Origin of the sequence: Streptomyces sp. NPDC101234, from assembly GCF_044767525.1 — a bacterium.
GTDB lineage: Bacteria > Actinomycetota > Actinomycetes > Streptomycetales > Streptomycetaceae > Streptomyces > Streptomyces sasae.
Genome location: NZ_JBIWOA010000005.1, coordinates 215,709 through 241,175, shown reverse-complemented (window position 1 = coordinate 241,175; position 25,467 = coordinate 215,709). Strand labels below are relative to the sequence as shown.

At 72.5% G+C, this 25,467-nt stretch carries 26 protein-coding genes and 1 riboswitch; of the genes, 11 read left to right on the top strand and 15 right to left on the bottom strand.

The window, feature by feature from the left end; genetic code table 11:
* Positions 1-288: 288 nt before the first annotated feature.
* From ACIRR9_RS11765 to ACIRR9_RS11750, 4 genes are all read left to right on the top strand, one after another.
* On the top strand, positions 289-870 hold the full coding sequence (locus ACIRR9_RS11765) for a TMEM165/GDT1 family protein (protein ID WP_123977501.1): 582 nt from the start codon (positions 289-291) through the stop codon (positions 868-870).
* Positions 871-1,025: 155 nt separating this feature from the next.
* Complete coding sequence (locus ACIRR9_RS11760; protein WP_403750160.1) at positions 1,026-1,682, top strand: HAD-IA family hydrolase; 657 nt, start codon at positions 1,026-1,028, stop codon at positions 1,680-1,682.
* Positions 1,683-1,875: 193 nt separating this feature from the next.
* Positions 1,876-3,045: a DUF2330 domain-containing protein gene (locus ACIRR9_RS11755; RefSeq protein ID WP_403750158.1), complete on the top strand. Its 1,170-nt coding sequence runs from the start codon at positions 1,876-1,878 to the stop codon at positions 3,043-3,045.
* A 111-nt stretch (positions 3,046-3,156) separates the two neighbouring features.
* A complete protein-coding gene (locus ACIRR9_RS11750) occupies positions 3,157-3,828 on the top strand; it encodes an O-methyltransferase (RefSeq protein WP_403750155.1) in 672 nt (223 codons plus the stop codon).
* A 16-nt stretch (positions 3,829-3,844) separates the two neighbouring features.
* Here the strand turns inward: ACIRR9_RS11750 and ACIRR9_RS11745 are convergent, their stop codons facing one another.
* Positions 3,845-4,234, bottom strand: coding sequence for a hypothetical protein (locus ACIRR9_RS11745; RefSeq protein ID WP_403750152.1), 390 nt, complete (start codon positions 4,232-4,234; stop codon positions 3,845-3,847).
* Between the two features lie 103 nt (positions 4,235-4,337).
* On the opposite strand from ACIRR9_RS11745, the gene ACIRR9_RS11740 reads away from it, so the two are divergent.
* A complete protein-coding gene (locus ACIRR9_RS11740) occupies positions 4,338-4,787 on the top strand; it encodes a DUF1992 domain-containing protein (RefSeq protein WP_403750149.1) in 450 nt (149 codons plus the stop codon).
* On the opposite strand, the gene ACIRR9_RS11735 is transcribed toward ACIRR9_RS11740, so the two are convergent.
* Both ACIRR9_RS11735 and ACIRR9_RS11730 read right to left on the bottom strand, forming a co-directional pair.
* Positions 4,776-5,291 (bottom strand): hypothetical protein, encoded by a 516-nt coding sequence (locus ACIRR9_RS11735; protein ID WP_403750148.1) that lies wholly within the window; start codon positions 5,289-5,291, stop codon positions 4,776-4,778. The two genes, ACIRR9_RS11740 and ACIRR9_RS11735, sit on opposite strands and share 12 nt — an antisense overlap.
* Before the next feature lie 5 nt (positions 5,292-5,296).
* Positions 5,297-5,947: a hypothetical protein gene (locus tag ACIRR9_RS11730; protein WP_403750146.1), complete on the bottom strand. Its 651-nt coding sequence runs from the start codon at positions 5,945-5,947 to the stop codon at positions 5,297-5,299.
* Positions 5,948-6,076: 129 nt separating this feature from the next.
* Between ACIRR9_RS11730 and ACIRR9_RS11725 the strand changes: the two genes are divergently transcribed.
* Positions 6,077-6,574, top strand: a complete 498-nt coding sequence (locus tag ACIRR9_RS11725; RefSeq protein WP_403750143.1) for a GNAT family N-acetyltransferase — start codon at positions 6,077-6,079, stop codon at positions 6,572-6,574.
* Here the strand turns inward: ACIRR9_RS11725 and ACIRR9_RS11720 are convergent.
* Positions 6,567-8,603, bottom strand: coding sequence for a DHA2 family efflux MFS transporter permease subunit (locus tag ACIRR9_RS11720; RefSeq protein ID WP_403750140.1), 2,037 nt, complete (start codon positions 8,601-8,603; stop codon positions 6,567-6,569). The genes ACIRR9_RS11725 and ACIRR9_RS11720 overlap by 8 nt on opposite strands.
* Positions 8,604-8,775: 172 nt before the next feature.
* Here ACIRR9_RS11720 and ACIRR9_RS11715 point away from each other — a divergent pair, with 172 nt between their 5' ends.
* Entirely contained in the window at positions 8,776-9,711 is a 936-nt protein-coding gene (locus ACIRR9_RS11715; RefSeq protein WP_403750139.1) for a peptidoglycan-binding protein, read from the top strand.
* A gap of 112 nt (positions 9,712-9,823) precedes the next feature.
* Here ACIRR9_RS11715 and proP read toward each other — a convergent pair whose 3' ends face one another.
* Positions 9,824-11,275 carry a glycine betaine/L-proline transporter ProP gene (gene proP / locus ACIRR9_RS11710; RefSeq protein WP_403750137.1) on the bottom strand — a complete coding sequence of 484 codons (1,452 nt, stop codon included), beginning with the start codon at positions 11,273-11,275 and terminating at the stop codon, positions 9,824-9,826.
* 473 nt (positions 11,276-11,748) lie between these two features.
* Positions 11,749-12,918: a steroid 3-ketoacyl-CoA thiolase gene (locus ACIRR9_RS11705; RefSeq protein WP_403750135.1), complete on the bottom strand. Its 1,170-nt coding sequence runs from the start codon at positions 12,916-12,918 to the stop codon at positions 11,749-11,751.
* Positions 12,919-13,179: 261 nt separating this feature from the next.
* On the opposite strand from ACIRR9_RS11705, the gene ACIRR9_RS11700 reads away from it, so the two are divergent.
* Positions 13,180-14,415: a cytochrome P450 gene (locus tag ACIRR9_RS11700; RefSeq protein WP_403750132.1), complete on the top strand. Its 1,236-nt coding sequence runs from the start codon at positions 13,180-13,182 to the stop codon at positions 14,413-14,415.
* A 108-nt stretch (positions 14,416-14,523) separates the two neighbouring features.
* Here ACIRR9_RS11700 and ACIRR9_RS11695 read toward each other — a convergent pair whose 3' ends face one another.
* The 7 genes from ACIRR9_RS11695 to ACIRR9_RS11665 all read right to left on the bottom strand — a co-directional run bounded on the left by ACIRR9_RS11695 (position 14,524) and on the right by ACIRR9_RS11665 (position 21,501).
* The gene (locus tag ACIRR9_RS11695) at positions 14,524-15,210 is read right to left on the bottom strand and encodes a YoaK family protein (protein WP_403750130.1); all 687 of its coding nucleotides are present in this window, start codon (positions 15,208-15,210) and stop codon (positions 14,524-14,526) included.
* A gap of 125 nt (positions 15,211-15,335) precedes the next feature.
* Complete coding sequence (locus ACIRR9_RS11690) at positions 15,336-15,749, bottom strand: transglycosylase SLT domain-containing protein (protein ID WP_403750128.1); 414 nt, start codon at positions 15,747-15,749, stop codon at positions 15,336-15,338.
* Positions 15,750-16,085: 336 nt separating this feature from the next.
* A complete protein-coding gene (locus tag ACIRR9_RS11685) occupies positions 16,086-16,895 on the bottom strand; it encodes an ECF transporter S component (RefSeq protein WP_403750126.1) in 810 nt (269 codons plus the stop codon).
* Entirely contained in the window at positions 16,892-18,496 is a 1,605-nt protein-coding gene (locus ACIRR9_RS11680) for an ABC transporter ATP-binding protein (RefSeq protein WP_403750123.1), read from the bottom strand. The genes ACIRR9_RS11685 and ACIRR9_RS11680 overlap by 4 nt, the downstream gene beginning before the upstream one ends.
* Positions 18,493-19,680 (bottom strand): energy-coupling factor transporter transmembrane component T, encoded by a 1,188-nt coding sequence (locus ACIRR9_RS11675; RefSeq protein ID WP_403750121.1) that lies wholly within the window; start codon positions 19,678-19,680, stop codon positions 18,493-18,495. The genes ACIRR9_RS11680 and ACIRR9_RS11675 overlap by 4 nt, the downstream gene beginning before the upstream one ends.
* Positions 19,673-20,290, bottom strand: a complete 618-nt coding sequence (locus ACIRR9_RS11670) for an SCO2322 family protein (protein WP_403750118.1) — start codon at positions 20,288-20,290, stop codon at positions 19,673-19,675. The genes ACIRR9_RS11675 and ACIRR9_RS11670 overlap by 8 nt, the downstream gene beginning before the upstream one ends.
* Positions 20,287-21,501: a prenyltransferase/squalene oxidase repeat-containing protein gene (locus ACIRR9_RS11665; RefSeq protein WP_403750115.1), complete on the bottom strand. Its 1,215-nt coding sequence runs from the start codon at positions 21,499-21,501 to the stop codon at positions 20,287-20,289. The genes ACIRR9_RS11670 and ACIRR9_RS11665 overlap by 4 nt, the downstream gene beginning before the upstream one ends.
* Positions 21,502-21,613: 112 nt before the next feature.
* A riboswitch (cobalamin riboswitch) is annotated at positions 21,614-21,738 on the bottom strand.
* Positions 21,739-21,908: 170 nt separating this feature from the next.
* Between ACIRR9_RS11665 and ACIRR9_RS11660 the strand changes: the two genes are divergently transcribed.
* The 3 genes from ACIRR9_RS11660 to ACIRR9_RS11650 all read left to right on the top strand — a co-directional run bounded on the left by ACIRR9_RS11660 (position 21,909) and on the right by ACIRR9_RS11650 (position 23,762).
* Positions 21,909-22,073 carry a hypothetical protein gene (locus ACIRR9_RS11660; protein WP_403750113.1) on the top strand — a complete coding sequence of 55 codons (165 nt, stop codon included), beginning with the start codon at positions 21,909-21,911 and terminating at the stop codon, positions 22,071-22,073.
* Positions 22,074-22,125: 52 nt separating this feature from the next.
* On the top strand, positions 22,126-22,257 hold the full coding sequence (locus ACIRR9_RS11655) for a hypothetical protein (protein WP_403750110.1): 132 nt from the start codon (positions 22,126-22,128) through the stop codon (positions 22,255-22,257).
* 86 nt (positions 22,258-22,343) lie between these two features.
* Positions 22,344-23,762 carry an NAD(P)/FAD-dependent oxidoreductase gene (locus ACIRR9_RS11650; protein WP_403750107.1) on the top strand — a complete coding sequence of 473 codons (1,419 nt, stop codon included), beginning with the start codon at positions 22,344-22,346 and terminating at the stop codon, positions 23,760-23,762.
* Positions 23,763-23,784: 22 nt separating this feature from the next.
* Here ACIRR9_RS11650 and ACIRR9_RS11645 read toward each other — a convergent pair whose 3' ends face one another.
* On the bottom strand, positions 23,785-24,237 hold the full coding sequence (locus ACIRR9_RS11645; RefSeq protein ID WP_403750104.1) for a nuclear transport factor 2 family protein: 453 nt from the start codon (positions 24,235-24,237) through the stop codon (positions 23,785-23,787).
* A 40-nt stretch (positions 24,238-24,277) separates the two neighbouring features.
* Positions 24,278-25,402 carry an MBL fold metallo-hydrolase gene (locus ACIRR9_RS11640; protein ID WP_403750101.1) on the bottom strand — a complete coding sequence of 375 codons (1,125 nt, stop codon included), beginning with the start codon at positions 25,400-25,402 and terminating at the stop codon, positions 24,278-24,280.
* Between the last annotated feature and the right edge of the window lie 65 nt (positions 25,403-25,467).

Here is a 25,467-nt window from a genome sequence, read left to right as displayed (position 1 = left end):
ACGTGACTCACAGGTGGGACGTCCGGCCTTGGGATCGATGGAAGGGTCACGTACTGTGGAGGGCGTTGAAGGGGAGTAGCTCTTCGCCGGACCGTCGACATACTGCTCAGCCCGTCTGAGCCGGCGCCCGGAGGCGTACCTCGATCGAGAGGTCGCCAGCGAGACCTTCGGCAAGCAGTGCACGCCCACGCCGTCCGGCGCGGGTGCCTTTGTGTGCTGCCGTGCCGAGGCGTCCGCGTTGTGAGGAACAGCACTCTCGGTGGGGCGGCCCCGACCGATTGAGGACCCTTGATCAGCATCACCGTGACGGCGCTCGTCTTCGGCGTCATCTTCCTCGCCGAACTGCCCGACAAGACCGCGCTCGCCGGCCTCGTCCTGGGGACGCGCTACCGGGCGTCGTACGTCTTCGCCGGTGTCGCCGCGGCCTTCCTCCTGCACGTCGTGCTCGCCGTCGCGGCCGGCAGCGTACTGACCCTGCTCCCGCAGCAGATCGTGCACGCGATCACCGGCGTGCTGTTCCTCGGCGGCGCGGCCGTGCTCCTGATGAAGAAGGGCGAGGAAGAGGAGGAGATCCGCAAGCCGGCCGACCAGTCCTTCTGGAAGGTCGCCGGGACCGGCTTCATGCTCATCCTGGTCGCGGAGTTCGGTGACCTCACGCAGATCATGACGGCCAACCTCGCGGCCCGCTACGACGACCCGCTGTCCGTCGGCCTGGGTGCGGTGCTGGGGCTGTGGGCGGTGGCCGGACTGGGCATCGTCGGCGGGAAGGCGCTGATGAAGAAGGTGCCGCTGCACCTGATCACGCAGGTCGCGGCCGTGCTGATGCTGGGGCTGGGCGTGTGGAGCCTGTGGGAGGCGATCGCGGGCTGAGCGCCCGGGCGAGCTGAAGACTCGGTGAACGGTCGGCGAAGGCGGTGGCGGGATGGCCGCATTATTTTGTATCGTGGAGAAACAAAGTGGCTCCCGCCCGTTTTCCCTGACCGGCGGGCGGGGCCGCCTTGTTCTCTCGTACTAGGAGCTGCCCGATGACGGCCACCGTCCTCACCGCCCGCGCCCTCCTGCTCGACATGGACGGCACCCTCGTCAACTCCGACGCCGTCGTGGAGCGCATCTGGCGGCGCTGGTCCGACCGGCACGGTCTGGACGGCGACGAGGTCATGAAGGTCGTCCACGGGCGGCAGGGGCACGCGTCCATGGCGGTACTGCTGCCGGACCGGCCCGTGCAGCAGAACCTCGCGGACAACGAGCGGATGCTCGCCGAGGAGACCGCCGACACCGACGGCGTGGTGGAGATCCCGGGCGCCGCGGCCTTCCTCGCCTCGCTGAACGGGCTGCCGCACGCGCTGGTGACCTCGGCGGACGTGGCGCTGTCGACGGTACGGATGGCCGCGGCCGGGCTCCCGCTGCCGGCGGTGCGGATCACGGCGGAGTCGGTGGGCGCGAGCAAGCCGGACCCGGAGGGCTTCCTGAAGGGGGCGGCGGAGCTGGGCGTCGCCCCGGCGGACTGCGTGGTCTTCGAGGACTCCGGCGCGGGGATCGCGGCGGGGCGTGCGGCGGGGATGCGCGTGGTGGGAGTCGGCCCGCGGGCAGCCGCGCACGCCCCGGACGCGGTGGTACGCGACCTGACCGAGGTGCGGGTGGAGAGCGTGGCGGGCGACCTGCTCCGGGTGCACGTCGGCTGAGGCTGGGGGAGGAACTGTGCGACCAGCCCCTACCGGCCTGCAGCCGAACGACGTACCACTGTTCGAACCAACCGACCGCCCCGTCCGTACCGTCGGTCGACAGACGGTAGCTGTCCGGAACGGCGCCAGGCATCACGCCCTCCGCTATACCGTCTGGAGTCCTGGTCGGCGGTAGGGCGGAGGGCATCGGTTCATGATCGGTCAGCGGCACACCGGCCGACACGCACGTTTGGTCGCGGTCCTCCTGATACTCGCCGGCATCCAGCTCGGCCGGCTCGCCGCCCCCTCGTCCGCGTTCGCCGCCGGCGCCCTCGTCCCCGACGCCCGGCAGCAGATCGCCGTGGGCAGGGAGGAGTCGGTCGTCCGCTGGGACGGCACACGCGAACAGATCGTGATGCGCCTGACGGTCACCGGCGACGCCGACCGCGCCGCCTGGATCATGCCCGTCCCGCACCGCGCCACCGTCGCCCTCGCCGACCCGGCCCTCTTCGACCAGCTGCACACCCTCACCGCCCCGGTGAACCGCACCCGCCACCACTTCTGGCCGCAGGACGGCGACTGGCCGCTCACCACCGGCAGCAGCACGCCCCCCGGCCCGCCCGGCGGCGCAGCCGCCCACGTCTCCGGCGTCGGCGTGGTGGACCGTCAGCGGCTCGGCCCGTTCGACGTGGCCCAGCTGACCGCCACCGACTCCGGCGCCCTGGACGGCTGGCTGCGCAGCAACGGCTTCCCGTTCCCGGCCCGCCTGAACACCGCGCTCCAGCCGTACGTCCAGCACCGCTGGGAGTACGTCGCGGTCCGGCTCGCCCCCGAGGCCGTGGACACCGCCCTGAACGGCGCCCTCGACCCGCTCCACCTCGCCTTCGCCAGCGACCGGCCGGTCTACCCGATGCGACTGGACGGGCTCGCGGCCACCCCGCAGTCACTGGGCCTGTACGTCCTCGCCGCGCACCGCATGGAGCCGAGCGCGGCGATCGGGGGCGAGCGCCCCAGGGTCGTCTACGCCGGCCGTCTCAGCAGTCCGGCCGGCGCGCTGCGCGGCCTCGCGGCCGGCACCCCGTACCTGACGGCGATCGCCCAGGAGTTCCCGTACCCGTCCCGGATCTCCGACGACCACGTGCTGCGCCGGGCGTCCTCCGACACCGCGTTCCAGCAGGTCGTCTACACGGACCGGCTGCGCAAGGTGGCCGGGATCCCGGCCTGGCTGGCGTCGGTGGGCACCGGGCTGCTGCTGGGCATCACCGCGGGGACCCTGGCCACCGTACGACGGTCCCGCCGCCCGGCCGTACCGCCACCGCCGGTACAGCCTCCGCCGCCCGTGCAGTCGCCGCCCCCGGCACAGCCCCCTGCGCCGATCGGCTGAGTTCCGCCCGGAACCGGGGCGGGAGATCCCCCGGGCGCCCGCCGCCTCAGTAGTGCTATCCAGGTAGCTGTGAGTGGACAGCTACCTGGATATGCGAAAGGCAGCGGACGCATGAGCGGCTCTCAGCTCTGGGACGACGTCGACTTCTACTTCACCAGCCACCTGTCACCGGACGACGAGGCGCTCCAGGCGGCCCTGCGGGAGAGCGAGGCCAACGAGCTCCCGCACGCCAACGTCACCGCCAACCAGGGCAAGCTGCTGCAGCTCCTCGCGCAGATCCAGGACGCCCGGAACATCCTGGAGATCGGCACCCTCGGCGGCTACAGCACCATCTGGCTGGCCCGCGCCCTGCCCGCCGACGGCAGGCTGATCTCGCTGGAGTACAGCGCCCGGCACGCCGAGGTCGCGGTCCGCAACATCGCCCGGGCCGGTCTGGAGAAGGTCGTCGAGGTGCGGGTCGGGCCCGCCCTGGAGTCGCTGCCGAAGCTCGCCGACGAGAACCCGGCCCCCTTCGACCTGGTCTTCGTCGACGCCGACAAGGCCAACAACGCGCACTACGTGGAGTGGGCACTGAAGCTCACCCGCACCGGCAGTCTGATCGTCATCGACAACGTGGTGCGCGGCGGCCGGGTCGTCGACGCGGAGAGCAGCGAGCCGGATGTGGTCGGCACCCGCGCCGCGATCGAGCTGATCGCCGCCCACCCGAGGCTGACCGGTACGGCGATCCAGACGGTCGGCAGCAAGGGCTACGACGGCTTCGCCCTGGCGCGGGTGCTCGACTGAGGAACCTCTCGGAGGGTCAACCCTCGTGGTAGAAGCCCACGTTGACGCTGCGCGGGGCGGTGCGGTCCCGGACGACGATCTCGCCGGAGCCGCCCCGGGGCAGCGCGACGGTCCCGCCGTAGGAGATGGCCTGGGCGTACTCCCCGACCTTCAGCAGCACCTCGGAGGAGGGTTCGGCCTGGGAGCCGCGCAGCCAGCTGACCTGCCAGCCGCCCTCGGAGCCGCACAGGAACTCCAGGTGCACCCGGGAGACGAACAGCCAGTCGTCGGGCGTGGCGAGCCGGCACGCGGACGCGTCGCGGCCCACTCGCAGCACGGCGCCCGGTTCACTGGGCGCGTCGGCCATGAGCATTCCGGCCGTCTCGCCCGTCTCCCCGGATACGGAGGCCATGGTGAGTTCGAGCACGTGCGTTCCCCCTGGGCGGTTCCTGGGTCTTTCCTGAGATCCATCCTGGATCTCGGCGGCATGATAAAACGCCCGGCGGGATCGCGTCCGGCACAATGGAGTCATGACCGAGCGAAAACCACCCGGGGTGCCGTTCGAGTCCTGGGTCGACAAGCAGATCGGGGACGCCCAGCGGCGCGGTGAGTTCGATCAACTGCCGGGGGTCGGCGAGCCGTTGCCCGCCGCTCTGGAAGCGCCGTACGACGAGATGTGGTGGGTCAAGCGGAAGCTGGCCCGTGAGGGCCTCGCCCTCCTGCCGCCGACCCTCGCCCTGCGCAAGGAGGCCGAGGACGCGCTGGCGGCCGCCTGGGCGGCTCCCTCGGAACGGATCGTCCGCAAGATCATCACCGAGATCAACGTCAAGATCCGCGACATGATGTTCAAGCCCCCGCCCGGCCCCCCGCTGGGCAAGAAGCCGTACGACGTCGAGGAGGTCGTACGGGAGTGGCGGGAGCGCCGGGCGGCGGCGGGTACGGCGGGTTCCGCGGAGGCGGAGCCGGAGTCAGAGGTGTAGCAACTGGTCCGCCAGGTCACGGTAGTCACGCAGGGCCAGTCGCAGTTGCTCGGTGTCGCCCGCGCCGGAGTGGTCCGCGGCCGTGGACTGCCAGGCGGAGCGCAGGGCGCGGCGGCGCCGGTCGACGGCGTCGGTGAAGCGGGCGGCGATCTCCGCCACGGCCCGGTCGGCCTCCTCCACGGCGGTACGGGGCTCGTCGACGAACTCGGTGACCGCGTGCCGCAGACGCCGTTCGAGCCGGCCGCACTCCTCCGTCGGCATCAGCGGCCCGTCCGGCCCGGCGTCCCGCTCACGGCCCGGCCCCGCCCCGGCCGGGGGCACCGCCTGCCCGGACGTGTCCGGGGCTCCCGCGTGTTCGGGCTCCTCGCGTCCCGGGGCCGCCCCGCTCACGGAGGTGTCGTCCCGGCCGGTGGTCTTCTCCGCACGTCCCGGCGTCAGTTCGCCGCCGGGGTCCTCGTCGCCGCCGATGGGCCTGCGGCCGGATCCTGTCCTCGCGTCGGTCATGTCGGTCAACTCTCCTTCGGACGGGCCGCGTCGGCGGACCAGGGCAGACGGCCACCGGTGCCGGCACCGGCACCGGTGCGGTGACGGCGGCCGTGCCCGCGGGAGGCCGGGGTGACCAGCTCGTCGAAGAGGGGACGGGCCTCGACCAGGGCGACCCGCATCTCCTCGGTGCCGGCCCGGCTCTGCGGTGCCCCGCCCTGGGGTGCCAGGGCGACCCGGTGGACGCGGCGGTAGCCGTCGACGTGGTCGGCGTGGTGCACGGAGAGCGCGGCGACCTGCTCCTCGTACCGTCCCCCTTCCGGGAAGCCGCGGGCGGCGGCCAGTTCGGCGAGCAGCCGGTCGATCTCGGTCACGGCCTCCCCGGGCGAGTCGACGAACTGTTCCTGTGCGGTCGTCCAGCGGGCCGCGTAACGTTCGCGCTCCGCCGGTTCCAGGTCGCGTTCGTGCAGTGCGCCGTGGCGCTGCACCCGTTCGGCGAGCTCCCGCTCGGCCGCCCTGGTGTCGCCGTCGTGCTGGGCCACGACCCGCTCGTACTCGGGGCCGAAGCGCCGCTTCAGCCCGCGCGGGCTCCCGCCCCTGGACGTCATGGCCAGAGCGGCCGCGACGACGACCACGGCGGCCACGATCACGATCCCGATGGTCAAGCCTGTGGACATGGTTGCCTTCCGGTGTCTCGGCCCGACGGGCCGGCCGGCCGTCCGGGTGACCCGCACGGCGCCGCGCAAACAGCCGCCGCACGCATATCCGGTTGCGCGGGCCGGGCGGGTCCGCCTGAGATCGGGTCCATGAGCTCCTGGACGATCACCCCGGAACGCCCCGACTCGCCCGTGGCCCGCGCGCTGTGGCGGGCGTACTACACGGAGGTCAGCGACCGCTGGTACCTGCTCCACGAGGACCGGCGCACCGACCCGGCCGAGCTGGAGCGCGAGGTCGCCGCCCGGACCGGCGCCGAACTCGCCCCGCCCACCGGGCGGTTGCTGATCGCCCGGTACGACGGCGAGCCGGCCGGCAGCGCGGGTGTCCGTCTCCTCGACCCGGCCACCGCCGAACTCACCCGGGTCTTCGTGCCCGAGGGGCTGCGCGGCAAGGGCGGCGCCGCGCTTCTCGTCGCGGCGGCCGAGGACGCGGCCCGTGTCCTGGGCGCCCGGCGGATCGTCCTGGACACCCGCAGCGACCTGGTGGAGGCGCGCGCCCTGTACGCGCGGCTCGGCTACACGGAGACCGAGCGGCACAACGACGACGTCTACGCCGAACACTGGTTCCGCAAGGAGCTGTTCAACTGACCGGCCGTGCCGCCGGGTTCTGCGGCTGCTCGCGCTGGGTGCCGCACATCTCGTCCGTCAACTCCCGTACCAGGCGGTCCAGATCGGTGGGCCGGTCGGGCCCCCACCAGTCGCCGAGCAGATCGGCCAGGGACTCCTCGCGGGCCCTGGCCAGCCGTTCGGCGAGCACCCGGCCCTCGTCGGTCGGCGTCAGTTCGAGGCCCAGGCGTTCGGCCAGGCGCCGCTCCTCCAGCTGGCGGGCGCCCTCCAGCACGACCTTCAGCGGGACGGGACCGCGTTCCGCGAGCACGCCCGGTTCCACCGAGCCGTACTTGCGGATCCGCAGCAGCAGCCAGCCGGCGGCGGGCAGCAGATCGGGGTGCCCCGCCCGCTCGTTGATCTTCCGGTAGACCTCCCGGCGCCCCTCGCGGGTGCCGAGCAGCGACAGCGCCCGGCAGCACTCGTCGTAGGAGGACCGCTGGACCGGGTTGGGCGGGATGGTCTCCGAGGCGTCCGGCGCGGTCACCGAGCCGCGCAGCCGGTCCTCCTTGAGGAACCAGGCGAGGACGAAGCCGAGGGCGGCCACCGGAGCGGCGTACAGGAAGACGTCGGTGATCGAGGACGCGTACGCGTGCAGCGCCGCCGGGCGGAGCGCGGGCGGCAGTGCGGCGATGCCTCGCGGGTCGGCCTTGAGGGCGCCCGGGGTGACACCGGCCGGCAGGTGGACGCCCCGGAAGGCGTCGGCCAGCTTGTCGGCGAGGCGGCTCGCGAAGACGGAACCGAAGATGGCCACGCCGAACGAGGCCCCGATGGAGCGGAAGAAGGTCGCGCCGGAGGTGGCGACGCCGAGATCCTCGTAGGAGACGGCGTTCTGCACGATCAGGATCAGCACCTGCATGACCAGGCCGAGGCCCAGGCCGAAGACGAAGAAGCAGGCGCTCATCTCCGCGGTGGAGCTGTGCTCGTCGAGCCGATGCATGAGCAGCAGCCCGATCGTGGTCACGGCGGTGCCGGTGACCGGGAACACCTTCCAGCGGCCGGTGCGGCTGACGATCTGGCCGGAGAGGGTGGAGGACAGCAGCAGGCCGATCACCATCGGCAGCATGTGCACCCCGGACATGGTCGGCGATACGCCCTGCACGACCTGGAGGAACGTCGGCAGATAGGTCATCGCGCCGAACATCGCGAAGCCGACGATGAAGCTGATCACGGCCGCGAGGGTGAAGGTGCGGATGCCGAACAGCTTCAGCGGCAGGACGGGTTCGGCGGCCCGCCGCTCGACGGCCACGAAGGCGACCGCGAGCACGATCCCGACGACCACCAGCCCGATGATCTGCGCCGACCCCCATGCCCAGGTGGTCCCGCCCAGCGAGGCCACCAGGACCAGGCAGGTGGCGACGGCGGCGATCAGGAAGGTGCCGAGGTAGTCGATGACGTGGCGGGCGCTCCTGCGCGGGATGCGCAGGGCGGTGGCGATCACGGCGAGCGCGACGATGCCGACGGGCAGGTTGACGTAGAACACCCAGCGCCAGCTCAGCTGCTCGGTCAGCACCCCGCCGAGCAGCGGCCCGAGCACACTGGTCGCACCGAAGACGGCACCGAACAGCCCCTGGTAGCGGCCGCGTTCACGCGGCGGGACGATATCTCCCACGATCGCCATCGACAGCACCATCAGCCCGCCGCCGCCCAGCCCCTGCAGCGCGCGGAAGCCGATCAGCTCACCCATGTTCCGGGACATCCCGCACAGCGCCGACCCGACGAGGAAGATCACGATCGCGATCTGGAAGAGCCGCTTACGCCCGTACTGGTCGCCGAGCTTGCCCCAGAGCGGGGTGGCGGCGGTGGAGGCCAGCAGATAGGCCGTGACCACCCAGGACAGGTGCTCCAGACCGCCTAGGTCGCTGACGATCGTCGGCAGCGCCGTCGACACGATGGTCTGGTCGAGCGCGGCCAGCAGCAGGCCGAGCAGCAGCGCGCCGATGGGCACGAGCACATTGCCGGGTATGTGCTCCGCGTCCTTCGCCGGGGTGTGCGTCGTGTCCAGGGCCATGGAGACCTCCCGGGGTGCGTCCGGCCACCTTCCATCGTGGACGGTGCAACCCGTTATGGCCCGTCGAGTTCTCTTTGCGGCCCTTGAAACGAGGGGTTCCTGCGAACGTACGTGTGGGTGCTTCGCATAATCTGTGGAGTTTGCAAGGGGAGGGGCGGACACCGTGACGGACGTGACGGATACGACCGGAGGCCATCAGTGCCCGGAGTGCGGGGCGCCGAAGGGGCCGGACAACTCACCTTCCTGCGACTGCAACCAGCGGGCGTCCGACGCGTTGCGCGACGCGCGTACGGCCGAACAGGCGGCGGCGGAGGACTTCGACCCGCTGCGGATACGGCCGTACATCGACGTCGAGGCCGGTCCCGGTACCGCCGACGGCGGGGAGACCGAGCCGATGCCGGTGGTGGAGCCGGCGGTGCCGGCGGAGTCGACGATGCCGTTGCGGGCGGTGCCGGTGCCGCCCGTCCCCGATGCGGAGCCGCCGTACGGCGGCGGATCCGGGGCGTCCCCGGAGGAACCCCGCCGGCGCTCCCGGAGGGCCCTGTTGCTGTCCGTCGCCGGGGCGGTGGTCGCGATCCTCGCCGTGGCGGGTTTCGTGAGCGGCCTCTTCGCCCACCTCACGCCGACACGGGACGGGGCGGGGCCGGAGGACGTGCGGGAGAGCGTCCCCGATGTGACACCGACGTCGGCCTCCGCCGCGACGCCGACGCCCTCGCCCTCCGTCACCTCGGCCGCGCCGTCCCCGTCCGTCAGCGCGAGCCCCTCCAGCACCCCGTCCCCGTCCGCGGCGAGCCCGACGCCCTCCCGGACCCCTTCCCGCTCGGCCACGCCCACGGCGTCGGCGTCGACGGGGGGCACGTCCGCGTCCCAGGAACCCGGCACGCCCCCGGTCCTGCGCCTCGGTGACAGCGGTGCGGAGGTCACGGAACTCCAGCTCCGGCTGAAGCAGCTGAGCCTCTACTCGGGGAACGCCGACGGCGACTACGACCAGAAGACCGAGGACGCGGTGCGGACGTACCAGCTGACGCGGGGGATTCTGGCCGACGAGTCGGGGGTCTACGGGGCGGCCACGCGGAAGGCTTTGGAGGCGGAGACGAAGGAGCCGTAGGAGTCGTAGCCGTTGGGGCCGTGTTCGGCTGCGGGTCCGGTGGGGGCTGGTCGCGCCCACGCGGCGGAGCCGCATATCGACAGGGCCCCGCGCCCCTGGCGGGGCGCTTCTGTCAGGGTGCTTCCACAGAAGGCGCCGAGCCCGGAAGAGGCTGTCCCGCCGTCTCCTTCATGCGCCATACCGCGAAGCCGCCGATCACCGCCGCCGCCATCATGTAGTACGCGGGCATCATCATGTTCCCCGTCGCTCCGATCAGGGCCGTGACCACCAGCGGGGTCGTGCCGCCGAACAGGGACACCGAGACGTTGAAGCCGATCGACAGGGAGCCGTAGCGGACCCGGGTCGGGAAGAGGGCCGGGAGGGCCGCCGGCATCGCCGCCGTGAAGCAGACCAGGAGGAGACCCAGGGCGCCCATGCCGAGGGCCACCGCCAGCAGACTGCCCTGGCGGATCAGGAGCACGGCCGGGACGGAGAGGAAGAGGAAGCCCGCGCAGCCCGCCGCGATCACCGGGCGACGGCCGACACGGTCGGTGAGCGCTCCCGCGAACGGCTGGACGATCATCATCAGCGCCATCACGCCCAGGACGACCAGCAGGCCGTGGGTCTCGTCGTACTTCAGCTCGCTCGTCAGGTAGCTGGGCATGTACGACAGCAGCATGTAGTCCGTGACGTTGAAGACCAGGACCAGGGCCATGCACAGGAGCAGGGCCTTCCACTGGCCGGTGACCATCTCGCGCAGGGGGACCTTGGGGCGGGCCTGTTCGGTCTTCGCCACCTCGGCCGCGAACGCCGGGGTCTCCTCCAGCCGCATCCGCAGGTAGAGGCCGATGATGCCCATCGGGCCCGCGATCAGGAAGGGGATGCGCCAGCCCCAGGACGTCAGGTCGTCCGAGCTGAGCAGGGCCGTCATCAGGGTCACCAGGCCCGCGCCGCCGATGTAGCCCGCCAGGGTGCCGAACTCCAGCCAGCTGCCGAAGAAGCCGCGCTTCTTGTCCGGGGCGTACTCGGCGATGAACGTGGACGCGCCCGCGTACTCGCCGCCGGTGGAGAAGCCCTGCACCAGGCGGGCGGCGAGGAGAAGGAGGGGTGCGCCCACGCCGATCGTCGCGTAGGAGGGGATCAGGCCGATCGCGAAGGTGCCCGCCGCCATCATGATCATGGTCACGGCCAGGACCTTCTGGCGGCCCACCCGGTCGCCGAGCGGGCCGAAGACCATGCCGCCGAGCGGGCGGACCAGGAAGGCCGCGGCGAAGGCTCCGAACGTGGAGAGCAGCTGGGCCGTCGGGTTGCCGGACGGGAAGAAGACCTTGCCCAGCGTCACCGCGATGTAGCTGTAGACGCCGAAGTCGAACCACTCCATGGCGTTGCCGAGCGCGGCCGCCTTCACGGCGCGCTTCACCAGCGCGGGGTCGGTGACCGTGGGCGCGGGTGAGGCGGTGCGGGGGCCGGGGATCTGGACGGACGGGGTGACTGCTGCGGCGGTCGCCAAAACGGGGCTCGCCTGCCTTTCGACGGGGACGGGGACGCGGCCCGTACGGCGCCGGACGGGTCGAAAAGCGACCATAGGGCCGATTCGGGTCCTTACGTCGCGTACGCATGTTGATGCATAGTGCAGCTAAATGCGGTGTATGCAGGGACGTATGCCCGCTCCCGCGGCTGTATGCAGCCCGTGCACTGTGATCCATGTCGCGTCCGCGGGCGGCGAGGCGGATGGCTCCTGTCGTCGGCCTGCCCCTGATGCGGTGACCCGCCGGGCGGCTGCACACGGGCGCGTCCGCCGTGTCGTACCACCTGATCCGGTTGCGTCGCGTGGGGCTGCTCGACCGGACCCGGCAGGGTGGTCGGGTCTGCTGCCGGCGAACGTCGCGGGCCGGCCGCCTTGTCGCGGGCAAGGGATCGTCGTGGAGGACCTGGCGGTGGCGGGACTGGCCCGCGCGAGGTCGGAAGCCACGGATTCCCGACCGGAAACCGTGCCGCGTAGCGGCACGGCAACGGTCGAGAAGGCCAGATTCCTCGGGCTTCGGCCCGAGGGGCAAGTCAAAGCCGCTGGATGATCGTCCCGGTCGCCAGACCGCCGCCCGCGCACATCGTGACCAGGGCGAACTCCTTGTCCGTGCGCTCCAGTTCGTGCAGGGCGGTGGTGATGAGGCGGGCGCCGGTGGCCCCCACCGGATGGCCGAGGGCGATCGCGCCGCCGTTGACGTTGACCTTGTCCAGGTTCTGCTCGAAGACCTGGGTCCAGCTGAGCACCACGGACGCGAACGCCTCGTTGATCTCGACCAGGTCGATGTCCTTCAGGGTCATACCGGCCTTGCCGAGCACGGCCCGGGTCGCGTCGATCGGCCCGTCGAGGTGGAAGTGCGGGTCGGCGCCGACCAGGGCCTGGGCGACGATCCGGGCCCTGGGCCGGAGTTTGAGGGCGCGGGCCATCCGCTTCGACGCCCACATGATCGCGGCGGCGCCGTCGGAGATCTGGGACGAGTTGCCGGCCGTGTGGACGGCGGTGGGCATGACCGGCTTGAGGCCCGCCAGCGCCTCCGCCGACGTGTCCCGCAGCCCCTCGTCCCGGTCGACCAGGCGCCACATGCCCTGCCCCGCGTGCTGCTCCTCCTCCGTCGTCGGTACCTGGACGGCGAAGGTCTCGCGCTTGAACCGCTCCTCGGCCCAGGCGTGCGCCGCCCGCTCCTGCGAGAGCACTCCGAGCGCGTCGACGTCCTCGCGGGTCAGGCCCCGGTTGCGGGCGATGCGCTCGGCGGCCTCGAACTGGTTGGGCAGATCGACGTTCCACTCGTCGGGGAAGGGCTTGCCCGGCCCGTGCTTGGAGCCGGAGCCGAGGGGTACGCGGGACATCGCCTCGACCCCGCAGCTGATCCCGACGTCGATGACCCCGGCGGCGATCATGTTGGCGGTCATGTGCGAGGCCTGCTGCGAGGAACCGCACTGGCAGTCGACGGTCGTCGCCGCCGTCTCGTACGGCAGCCCCATGGTCAGCCAGGCCGTGCGCGCGGGGTTCATGGACTGCTCGCCGGCATGCGTCACCGTGCCGCCGACGATCTGCTCGACGCAGTCGGCGGGGATGCCGGTGCGGCCGAGGAGTTCTCGGTAGGTCTCGCCCAGGAGATAGGCGGGATGGAGGTTGGCGAGCGCGCCACCGCGCTTGCCGATGGGGGTGCGTACGGCTTCGACGATCACGGGTTCCGCGGCCATGGGGGCTCGGTCCTCTCCTCGGTCACCCGCGCGGCGCAGGGGCGTCCCGGCCCGGCCCGCCACGCAGAACTAGAACGCGTACTAGTTCTGTGTGCAGTCTGCTGACAGGCTGTCCGCAACCGCAAGGGGGTTGCATGCAATTGAGGTGACCGTGCCCCTTGCGACTTGTAGAACCCGTTACTACCTTCACCGCAACCGTCCATTTCTGATGGACCGTCAGAACACATGTCCAGGCTCGTACACGGTGGGAGTGAGTCGCTCATGCCCTGTCCCGCGCTGCCCGACGGGTTCGACCTCACCGACCCCGATCTGCTCCACCATCGGGTGCCGCTCCCGGAGTTCGCCGAACTGCGGCAGGCCGAACCGGTCCGCTGGATCGAACAGCCGCACGGCCTCGCCGGGTTCGCGGACGACGGCTACTGGGCCGTCACCCGGCACGCGGACGTCAAGTACGTCTCCACGCACCCCGAGATCTTCTCGTCCTGGCTCAACACGGCGATCATCCGGTTCGGCGAGCACATGCAGCGGGACGCGATCGACGCCCAGCGGCTGATCCTGCTGAACATGGACCCGCCGGAGCACACCCGGGTCCGCCAGATCATCCAGCGCGGCTTCACCCCGCGCTCGATCCGCGCCCTGGAGGAACGGCTGCGGGCCAGGGCCGGGGCGATCGTCGAGGCGGCCCGCGCCCACTCGGGACCCTTCGACTTCGTCACCGAGGTCGCCTGCGAGCTCCCCCTCCAGGCGATCGCCGAACTGATCGGCATCCCGCAGGACGACCGGGCCAAGATCTTCGACTGGTCCAACAAGATGATCTCGTACGACGACCCGGAGTACGCGATCACCGAGGCGGTGGGCGCCGAGTCGGCCACCGAACTGATCGCCTACGCGATGAACATGGCGGCCGACCGCAAGCAGTGCCCGGCCAAGGACATCGTCTCCACGCTGGTGGCGGCGGAGGACGAGGGCAACCTGAACTCCGACGAGTTCGGCTTCTTCGTGCTGATGCTCGCGGTGGCCGGCAACGAGACCACCCGCAACGCCATCACCCACGGCATGCACGCCTTCCTCACCCACCCCGATGCCTGGGACCTCTACAAGCGCGAGCGCCCGGCGACCACCGCCGAGGAGATCGTGCGCTGGGCCACCCCGGTCAACTCCTTCCAGCGCACCGCCACCCAGGACACCGAGCTGGGCGGCAAGCTGATCCGCAAGGGCGACCGGGTCGGCGTCTTCTACGCCTCCGCCAACCACGACCCCGAGGTCTTCACCGACCCCGACGACTTCGACATCACCCGCGACCCCAACCCCCACCTCGGCTTCGGAGGCGGCGGCCCGCACTACTGCCTGGGCAAGTCCCTGGCCGTCCTCGAAATCGACCTGATCTTCAACGCCGTAGCCGACGCGATGCCGGACCTCCGGCTGGTCGGCGACCCGGACCGGCTCCGCTCGGCGTGGATCAACGGCGTGAAACACCTCCAGGTCACCACGTCGTAGACCGTTCCGGACCCGGGCCGACGGCTCCCGGCGCCGCCGGCCCGCCCCGAGGGAGGCAGGAGCACCCCCTGTCCCTACGCCCCGTTCCTGCCTCCCCCGAGACGCGCTCTACTCCCTCCCGGACGCGGCGACCGCGAGAACGCCGGAGACCGCTGCCGCGACGAGCAGCGGGATGCCCAGGTCGTGGTGGAGGGCCAGCCAGGCGCCCAGGGCCGCGCCCGCGAGCATCGCGACGACCGCGGCAGCGCGGCGCGGGGAGTGGCGAGCGGTGCCGTCGCCGAAGCGGGACTCGGCGACGAGGCCGGTCAGGGTCGTGGTCAGGACCGTGGTCGCCGTCAGGTCGGGCACGCCCAGCTTGCGGACGTTCGCGTTGCGCAGACCCATCGCGAAGGCGGTCAGCGCGATCAGGGTGTACGTCGTCGCCGTCCCGTCCGGCCGGTCGAGGGCCACCGCCGCCGCCGTGGCCACCAGGACCGCCTCCACCGCCAGGGTGACCCGGGTCCAGGTGCGCCGGGAGCGGCCCCAGAAACGGGCCGACACCCGGCCGCCCACCAGCGCGCCCAGCAGGAAACAGGCCAGCGAGGTCGCCGTGTGGGGGACCGAGAAGCCGGGCGTTCCGGCGGCGGCGAAGCCCAGGATCACCACGTTGCCGGTCATGTTGGCCGTGAAGACATGGCCCAGGCCGAGAAAGCTCACCGCGTCGATCAGGCCGCTCACCATGGTCAGTGTCAGCAGCACGACCACCAGCCGCACCCCGCGGGCCTCGGGGTCGCGGGGCGGGGTGGCCGTCGTCATCGTTCCTCCGGCGGGCGGGTCGGCTGGCTGCGGAGCCAGTCCACCACGCCCGGACATACGTCGGCACCCTCGCCCGGAGAAGGGGGCGAGGGTGCCGGAAAACAGCGGGGAGCCGGTCGGGCGGCTCAGTACCAGCCGTTGGCCTGCCAGAAGCTCCAGGCGGCCGTCGGGCTGCCGTAGCGGGAGTTCATGTAGTCCAGGCCCCACTTGATCTGGGTGGCCGGGTTGGTCTTCCAGTCGGAGCCGGCGGACGACATCTTCGAGGCGGGCAGGGCCTGGACCAGGCCGTAGGCACCGGAGGACGAGTTGGTGGCGGAGGGGTTCCAGCCGCTCTCGTGGGAGACGATCTTGGAGAACGCGTTGAACTGTGCGGCGTCCGGAATCATCTTGTGCGCGATCGCCTGGGCGGAGGAGGCCGAGGTGGTGGCGGCCTGGGCGGGCGCCGCGCTCAGTGCCATACCGGCGGTGGCGGCGGCCACGGCGGCAGCGGTGAGGACCTTCTTCGGGGAAGCGATGCGACGGATGAAGGACACGGACACGGAGAACCTCGTTCGTCGGGGACAGGGAGTCGCCGTGCTCCGGAACCACACCTTGTGCGGTGTCCGTATGCGTCGGCGCCGCGGCCCGGGTGGGCTCGTGGCGCCTGGCGACGTCGTCCAGACAAGCAGCCCGGAAACCCGTCCGCAATCACCCCTTTTACTAGTTGTGGTCGCATAGGCGGGGAAGGTCCGCTGTGTGGCGTGGCTCTCAATCCGCAGGTCAGCGGGTATCCTAAACCAGGCATTTGGGGAAAGTCTGACTACTGTTCCGGATCGTAGGTGACGTGCGTCATGTGGGGTGCTTCACCGGTCGGCTGACCGTGCGCGTACGACGGCTCACGGTCCGGGGCCGTCGAAGGTGACCGCGGTCTCGAAAGCGGCCCGCCGGGTCGCTCGGCGCAGCGCCCGCAGCAGGGCCGGACCGAGCGCGAGGGTGAGCACGACCGTGCACAGGGCCCGGCCCAGGTTCCAGCCCATGGCGGTGGCCAGGCTGTAGGCGAGGAAACGGGCCAGGTTGGCGGCGGGCCCGGCATCCGGGTCGAAGGCGATGTTCGAGGCGTTGCCGCTCAGCAGCGGCCAGCCGGCCAGGTCCACGACCATGCCGTAGGCGAACGCGGCCAGGAACCCGTAGACCGCGAGCAGCGCGAGCTCCGCCCGCCCCCGCAGCCGCTCGGGCCCCGGCAGCAGACCGGCCCCCATCGTGAACCAGCCCATCGCCAGCATCTGGAACGGCAGCCACGGCCCGACCCCGCCCGTGAGCAGCGCCGAGGTGAAGAGGGTGAGCGAGCCGAGGGTGAACCCGAAGCCGGGCCCGAGCACCCGCCCGCTGAGCACCATCAGGAAGAACATCGGCTCGATCCCGGCGGTGCCCGCGCCGACCGGCCGCAGCGCCGCCCCGGTCGCGGCCAGCACACCCAGCATGGCGACGGCCTTGGGGCCGAGCCCCGACTCCGAGATGGTCGCCGCGAGCACGGCGACCAGCAGGACCAGCAGCCCCGCGAAGAGCCAGGGCGCGTCCTGGGCGTGCGAGGCGATCCGGGAGGAGGGCGGGGCGAACAAGGGCCAGCCGATCGCGACCACGCCGACCGCGCTGACGAGGAGGAGGGCGGCGAGGGAGCGGGGGCCGAGCCGGACCGGACTGCTCATGCCAGTGCCTCCCGTATCTCGGCCACCGTGAGCCACGGCTGCGGGGCGAGGATCTTCGTCACCTGCGGCGCGAACGACGGCGAGGACACGACGATGTCGTCCGTCGGCCCGTCCGCGATCACCTCCCCCTCCGCGAGCAGCACCACCCGGTGCGCGAGTTCGGCGGCCAGCTCCACGTCGTGCGTGGCCAGCACGATCGCGTGCCCGTCGGCGGCCAGCCCGCGCAGCGCGCCGACCAGCCGGGCCTTCGCCGCGTAGTCCAGCCCCCGGGTCGGCTCGTCGAGGAGGAGCAGCGGCGGCCGGGCGGTGAGGACGACGGCGAGCGCGAGGGCGAGCCGCTGTCCCTCGGACAGGTCCCGTGGATGCGTGTCGTCGCCGACTCCCGGCAGCAACTCGGACACCAGGCCGCGGCAGGTCCCCGGTACCGCCCCCGCGTCCCGGTCGGCGGCCGCGCACTCGGCACCCACCGTGTCGGCGTACAGCAGGTCGCGGGGTTCCTGCGGGACCAGACCGACAAGGCGTACCAGGTCGCGCGGGGCCGTGCGGTGCGGGACCGCGCCACCGACCCGGACCGTGCCGGAGCTCGGCGCGACGAGCCCGACCAGGGCGCTGAGCAGGGTGGACTTCCCGGCGCCGTTGCGGCCCATGAGCGCGACGGTCTCGCCGGGGGCGACGGCGAGATCCACGTACCGGAGCGCGTCGACCCGCTCCCGCCGCACGGCGAGGGAGCGCACCTCGGCGAGCGGAGCCGCGGGTGCGGCCGTTCGGTGGTGCGGCGGTGTCCGCCCGGCGAGGCGCTCCCGCAGCCCGCCCGCCTGCCGCCGGGCGTCCCGCACGGTCATCGGCAGCGGCGACCACCCGGCCAGCCGCCCCAGCTCCACCACCGGCGGACACACCGGCGACACGGCCATCACCTCGGCGGGAGCACCGACCACGGGCGCCGCTCCCGCCTCCGGGAGGAGCACGACCCGGTCCGCGTACTGCACCACCCGCTCCAGCCGGTGCTCGGCCAGGAAGACGGTCGTCCCCAGATCGTGGACCAGCCGCTGCAGCACGGCCAGCACCTCCTCGGCGGCGGCCGGGTCCAGGGCGGAGGTCGGCTCGTCCAGGACCAGGACCGCGGGATGCGGGGTGAGCACCGACCCGATCGCGACCCGCTGCCGCTGCCCGCCGGAGAGGGTGGCGATGGCCCGGTCCCGCAGCTCGGCGAGCCCGAGCAGATCGAGGACCTCCTCCACCCGCCGCCGCATCACGGCCGGGGCGATCCCCAACGACTCCATGCCGTAGGCCAGTTCGTCCTCCACCGTGTCGGTCACGAAGTGCGCGAGCGGATCCTGCCCCACCGTGCCGACGACATCGGCGAGTTCGCGCGGCTTGTGGGTCCGGGTCTCCCGCCCCGCGACCGTCACCCGGCCGCGCAGGGTGCCCCCGGTGAAGTGCGGCACCAGCCCGCTCACGGAGTTGAGGATCGTCGACTTGCCGGTGCCGGACGGGCCGACGAGCAGGACGAGTTCACCTTCCGGCACCTCGAAGTCGACGCCCTGGACGGCGGGTCGGGCCGCGCCCTCGTACGTCACGGAGACATCCTCGAAGCGGATCACGGCGACTCCTTCGGCACGATGAAGGCGGGCAGCAGACCGAGCAGCACGGCGGCCGCCGGCCACAGCGGAAGCGTGGGGGCGACCAGCGGTACGACCCCGGGATGCAGGGCGTCCGGATCGCGCACCGATGCCAGGGTGAGCAGGGCGGCGACGGCGGCGCCCGACCCGGACACCAGCCAGGCACGCGCGTCCCACGGATCCGGCCGGTAGCGGGTCCGCAGCGAACGCCGGCCCCCGAGCCGCAGCCCCGCCAGCGCGGCACCGACCCCGGCCAGCAGCACGGGCAGCCCGTAGCCGCCGCCCTCCGCGGTGAGCAGGCCGTACGTTCCCGCACAGACGCCGAGCAGACCGCCGAGGGTGAGCGCGGCCGTCGTACGGCGGACCCGGGCCGAGACGTCGGCACTGCGGCCGTAACCGCGCGCGTCCATCGCGGCGGCGAGGGCGACCGAGCGCTCCAACGCGCCCTCCAGTACGGGGAGTCCGACCTGCAGCAGACCGCGGACACCGGAGTCGGGACGGCCGCGCAGCCGGCGGGCGGCACGCAGCCGCTGGACGTCGGCGATCAGATTCGGCGCGAAGGTGAGGGCGACGACCACGGCCACGCCCAGCTCGTACAGCGCGCCCGGGAGGGACTTGAGGAGCCTGGCCGGGTTGGCGAGCGCGTTCGCGGCGCCGACGCAGATCAGCAGGGTGGCGATCCGGAGACCGTCGTAGAGGGAGAAGACGAGCGCCTCGGCGGTGACCCTGCCACCGAGCCGGATGCCCTGCGCCCAGTGGGGGAGGGGGACTTCGGGGAGGGTGAGAAGGGTGTGCGAGCCGGGGATCGGGGAGCCGAGGACCACGGTGAAGGCGAGACGGACGAGGAGCACGGCGAGGCCGAGCCTGGCGAAGGCGGAGTAGGACCGCGCCCAGGGCGCCCGGCTCCGGCAGACGGCGACGACGTAGCCGGTCACCGCGATGAGGAGGGCGAGGAGCAGAGGGTTGCCGGTACGGGACGCGGCAACCCCGAGGAAGAGCGACCAGAGCCACCAGGCGCCGGGGTGAAGGGTCCGCGTGCGGCGGGGCGGCGCGTTGTGGCCGACGTGACTGCGGCGCCCCTTCAGGGGCGCGGGGCTGAGACATATGCGGCTCCGCCGCGTGGGCGCGACCAGCCCCCACGCACCCGCACTGTGACGATCACGCATCCTTCCGCCGCCGCGCCTGCCAGACCGCCCCCGCGGCCAACACCACGACCACTCCCACCCCGGCCAGCAGCCCAACAGACGGCCCGCTGCCCGACGTACCACTCGCCGCCACTTTCTCTCCGCACCCCTTCTCGGGATACCCGGCGATCGCACACAACAACGCGTTCGTGTCGTACCGCAACGGCTTCGCCACAGCGGCCAGCGCCTCCGCCGTCGTCGCGTCCCCGGACACCACCGCGCACACCGTCCGCCCCGCCGGCGGCCGCTCGCCGGACGGCGCGTCCGCCGTCGTACCGAAGTCGATGACCAGCGCGACCCGTTTCTTGCCCCGCACTGCCGGCGTGTCCGCGCAGATCGTCCCGAAGTCCGCCGCCCCGCGCGGCCGCGACGCGTCCGCCGAGTCCTCGCTCACCGCGAAGCGGAAACCCTCCACCGCACCGTCGGCGGGCTGCGCGGTCGAGGGGCCCTGCGTGGCGTACGTCCAGCGCGAACCGTCCCGCTCCCAGAAGGACCAGTAGCGGTAACCGGCGGCCTGGGCCGGCCCCGCCGCGGTCCCCCAGACCAGGAGCGCGGTCATGAGCAGCAGCGCGGCCCGGCGGACGGCGGTCACAGCTGCCGCTGCTTCCGGCGGCCGCTGAACAGGAAGCCGATGCCGATACCCGCGACGAGACCCGTGCCGACGATCCACCACACACCGGTGCCCGACGACTTCTTCGCCCCGGTGTGCTCGGCGGCAGCCGCCCGCGGGGCCGGTCCCGTCGCGTTCAGCGCCGTCACCAGGTCCGTACCGCCGAAGTCGCGCGGATCCGCGCCCATCGCATGCGCCGCGAAGATCAGCTCGGCGTAGGCCGCGGGCCCGCTCTGCTTCGCCCACTGCGCGGAGTTCGCCGTCAGCCAGGCGTACGGCTTCTTCGCCGGCTTCGTCCAGCCCTGCGCGGCCATGGCGACGACCGCGTCGGCGGTGTTGCCGTAGTCCGGCTGGGGCTTGGCACCGGGGAGCGCGGAGACCAGGTAGCCCTTCTCGTGCACGGCGTCCGCGAGGTACTCGGCGCCGTTGCGGGCCACCTCCTCCCGGGTGAGGGCCTTGTCGGAGTTGGCGCAGATGTATCCCTCCGCCGGGGCCTTGCCGGCCGTCGCCGCGAACCCCTTGCCGAGGGCGCCGAGCACCCCGGCGGCCGTGGCGTCCGCGTTGGCGGACAGCTTCCCCGTCTTGTCCGGCTGGTAGGCGAGGCCACCGCCACCGCCACCGTCCTGGTCGCAGGGGATGGACCACTTGGCCAGCAGGTCGTACGGCGTCCGGTCCGCGCTCGCGCCGGCCGCCGCGAGGGCGCCGATGACCACACCGGTGGAGTTGGTGTCGCTGGGCGAGCCAGGGGCGTAGCCCCAGCCGCCGTCCTTGTTCTGCTGCGACTTCAGCCAGGTCACGGCCTTGCCCACGGCGGAGTCGTGGCCGCCGACCGCCTTCAGTGCCTGTACGGCGGCCGCCGTGCTGTTCGTGTCGACCGTCACCTTGGCGTCGCAGGCCGCCGTCGGCTCGGCGCGGAACGCGGCGAACGCGCCGTTCGCGCACTGCTGCCCGGCCAGCCAGTCCACCGCCTTCGCGGCCGGGGTCACCCCGACCGTGTGCTGGGCGAGCAGGGCGAGCGACTGGCGCCAGACGCCGTCGTACTTGGGGTCCGTGCTGCCGTACAGCCCCGACGGGAGCACCGCGGAGGCGGACGGGGACGGATCGTCGGCGGCCAGTGCGGTCATCGTGGGCATGGCGGCGCCGATGACGGCGGTGGCGGCCAGCACCGCGGCGCTGCGGCGGAGGACGTTCATGGTCGGCGGGTGCCTCTCCCTGTGGGGGAGCCGGGCAGCACGGGACACCCCGGCGGCTCGGCTCCGTAACCTCGACGGTGCCGTGCGCCGACGGACACCGGCGCACCTGAGCCGATCAACGTCCGCGCGGGGCAGTCCGGCTCGCCGCACGGAACGGCTCACGGTTGCGGGTCAGCGCCGGAATTACACCGGCTTCCCCCCGTACGGGTGATGACGACCCCGCTACTTTACCGGGCGTCAACAAGAAGCTGAGGGGCGGCTGTGCGGAGACCGTTTCGTCATGGTCGCGCCATGACGGGGAGACTGCTCGGCTCGGGGCGTTCGGCCGATGTGTACGAGATCGACGAGGCGTGGGTGCTGCGCCGTGAGCGGGGCGACCGGGGGACTCGGCGGCCAAGGGCGCGCTGATGACGTACGCATGGGAGCACGGATACCCGGTGCCCCGGGTGCGGCCCTCCGGCTCCCGGACCGACCTGGTGATGGAGCGGCTGTCGGGGCCGACCACGCCGGCGGTACTGCCGGCGGGCGGGATGGGTTGTCGCGTCTGGTGGGCGGCACGGGTGATTCGATAGCCTCGCGACTGCTCGGCCGACCGACCGACGACGCACGTCCAGGGGGACCTTGGTGAGCGACGCCCATGCCCCGCTGACCGGCGTACCGGAACGGCTGGGGGAGCTGTCCTGCCGCACCGGAATCCCCGTCGGGGTCGTCGCCGAACTGCTCGGCGCCGCCTTCGAGGGTGCCGCCGCCAACTGAGCCGAGCGCCCGTGCATTTCAGTCCACCCGGGTCGGAACCGCCCTCCTCGAACAGGGGGCGGATGTCGCAGAAAGCCTCAGCACTCATGTCTGACAGAGCCACCGCAGCGGTCCGTCGTACCGCGATCGTCATCGGCGGCAGCACCGCCGGACTGCTCGCCGCCTCGGTCCTCGCCACCCGCTTCGACGAGGTCACCGTCGTCGAGGCCGACCGGCTGCCCGCGGGCCCCGCACACCGCAAGGGGCTGCCGCAGGCCAGACACGCCCATCTCCTGTGGTCGGGCGGCGTGGCCGCCCTCGAAGACCTGCTCCCCGGCATCACCGGCGAACTCGTCGGCAAGGGCGCCGGACTCATCGACGTGATGAAGGACCTGGTCAGCAAGGCGCCTTCGGGACACTGGTTCCGGCGGTTCACCGACTCCCGGCACAACATGATCGTGTGCAGCCGTGACCTGCTGGACGCGGTGATCCGCGCGGACGTGCTCGGCAGGCCCCGGGTGACGCTGCGGGACGGCACCCGGGTGGCGGGGCTGGTCGGAGACCGCGACCGGGTGACCGGCATCCGCATCTCGGACGACGACGAACTCGGCGTCCTGCACGCAGACTTGGTGATCGACGCGAGCGGCCGGGGCTCCCGGACGCCGGACTGGCTGACGGAGCTGGGCCTGCCGCCGGTCGTGGAGCGCGTCGTGGACGCCGGGGTGGCCTACGCCAGCCGCGTCTACGAGGCCCCGCCCGCGACCACCGCCGTGCCCCGCTACCCGGTCGTCAACGTCCAGGCCGACCCGCGCAACGCCCCCGGCCGCGGCGGGGTCCTCGTCCCCATCGAGGGCGGCCGCTGGCTGGTCACCGTCTCCGGTACGCGGGGCGGACAACCGACCGCCGATCCGGCCGAGTTCGGGCCCTTCGCCCTGACCGGCCTCAAGGACCCGATCATCGGCCGGCTGATCGCCAACGCCAAGCCGCTGACCGACCCGGTGACCACCCGCAGCACGGCCAACCGCCGCCGCTACTACGAGAACGCCCCCGCCTGGCCGGAGGGCTTCGCGGTGATCGGCGACGCGGTCGCCGGCTACAACCCCGTCTACGGCCACGGCCTCTCGGTCGCCGCCCAGAGCGCGATCGCGGTCCGCGAGGTGCTCGACCGGCACGGTGCGGGCGCTCCGGGCACCGCCCGCCGTATCCAGCGCGCGGTGGCCCGCCCGGTGGGCAACGCGTGGAACCTGGCCGTGGGACAGGACGCGTACTACCCCGGAGCGGCACCGGAGCCGCCGACGGCGGTGGAACGCCTGCTCACGGCGTACGTCGACAAGGCGGTGGCGGCGGGCTCGGAGAACCCGCGCGCACTGCACGGACTGCTGGACGTGATGAGCCTGAAGACGGCCCCGACGCGGCTCTTCGCCCCCGACATGCTGTGGAACATCTTCTTCGGGGGCCGGAAGGGGCCGTTGGGAGAGGTGCCGTTGTCGACGGCGGAGCGGGCGGCGGCGGGGCTGGAGGGGTAACTCACGGGGACAAAGGGGCACTTCACCCGCTCGCCTGCGGAGTCGGCCCGCCGAAGGGGAGGACCAGGGAGCGGGAGGACAGCAGCCATCGGCCGCCGAGGCGCCGGAACGTGTCCTCGTACTGGCCGATCTGGACGGGCGGCCCGGCCGGCACCGTGCCCCCCTCGTAGCCGTCGACGCGGTACGTCTGGAAGTACGACGTGGCCGTCGCCGTGTCCGGTCCGGTGACCGTGACCAGGATGTTGGACATGATGCGTCGGGACAGCCGGCCCGCCGGCCGGGAGCCGAAGTACGCGGCCAGCGCCTCCCGTCCTGCGGCCCGCCGCCCGTCCCCGGGCGGCGGCCACTCCCACCAGCCGTCCGCCGTGAACAACTCGGCGACGGAGGACGGCCGGCCGAGATCGAGCCGGTGGACGAAGTCGATGACGAGGCGCTCGCAGGCGCGTTCGGCGAGGAGTTGCTCCAAGGGATCCATGCGACTGTCTAACAGCGGGGGACCGCGTCCGGCGACCGGATTACACCGCCACGTACGTGGCCGGCTCGCTCCCCGCCACCTGCTCCGCGCGCCCCAGCTTCACCAGGCGCCGTAGATGGGCCTCGGCCTCCGACACCGCGATGTTCCTCGATCCGTAGGGGATCTGCTCCCAGGGCCGGTTCCACTCCATCCGTACCGCCAACTGCCAGGCGGTGAGCGGATGCTGGAGGAGGGTGAGGAGGCCGGCGAGGCGTTCCTCGTGGTGGGTGAGGAGTTCCCGTACCCGCCCCGGTGCGTCGGTGAAGGTGTGCTGGTGGGCCGGGAGGACCTCGGCGGGGGCGAGGCGGCCGATGCGTTCCAGCGAGTCGAGGTAGTCGCCGAGCGGGTCGGTGACCTCCCCCACGCTCGGCTGCGCTCGCGCGGGGGGACCCCCACCGTCCTCGGGGTCCTCGTACAGCCCGATGTGCGGGGTGATCTCGGGGAGGAGGTGGTCACCGGAGAACAGACGGCCGTGGCCGGGGAGTCGGCTCGGGTGTTCCTCCTCCAGGTGCAGGCAGACATGACCGGGCGTGTGCCCGGGTGTCCAGACGGCGCGCAGCCGGCGGCCCGGCAGGTCGAGGAGTTCGCCGGGCACGATCTCCCGGTCGGGTAGGGCGGGGGACAGGCCGGGCAGGGAGCGGCCACGACGGCCTCCGCGCAGCGGCGCCACATGCTCCTCGGGCGCACCGGCGGCGGTCAGCTTCGCCTCCATGTAGCTGAACCACCGCTCGGACCTGGTCTCCCGCGTCCGCCGTACGATCGCCGCGTCGGCCGCGTGCATCGCCACCCACGCCCCGGACGCCTCCCGCACCTGCCCCGACAGCCCGTGATGGTCGGGATGGTGATGCGTGATGACGACGCCGTACACCTCCCCGACCGCCGTACCGCACCCGCCCAGCCCCGCCACCAGCACATCCCACGACCCGGGATCGTCCCACCCGGTGTCGACCAGCACCGGCCCGCGGTCGGTGTCGACGACGTACACCAGGGTGTGGCCGAGCGGGTTGTCCGGGATGGGCACCTCGACGGAGCGCACGCCCCCGCCGTGGTCGTGCACGGTCACCTCCGACCGCACCGCCACCGCCGGCTCGCCCTGCCCGTCACGCTCGTTCCGACCGTTCGTCATTCCGCCGCCCTCCGCCCCCGCACCGCCGCACGGCTCCTGCTCACTATAGCCAGAACTGATTACGC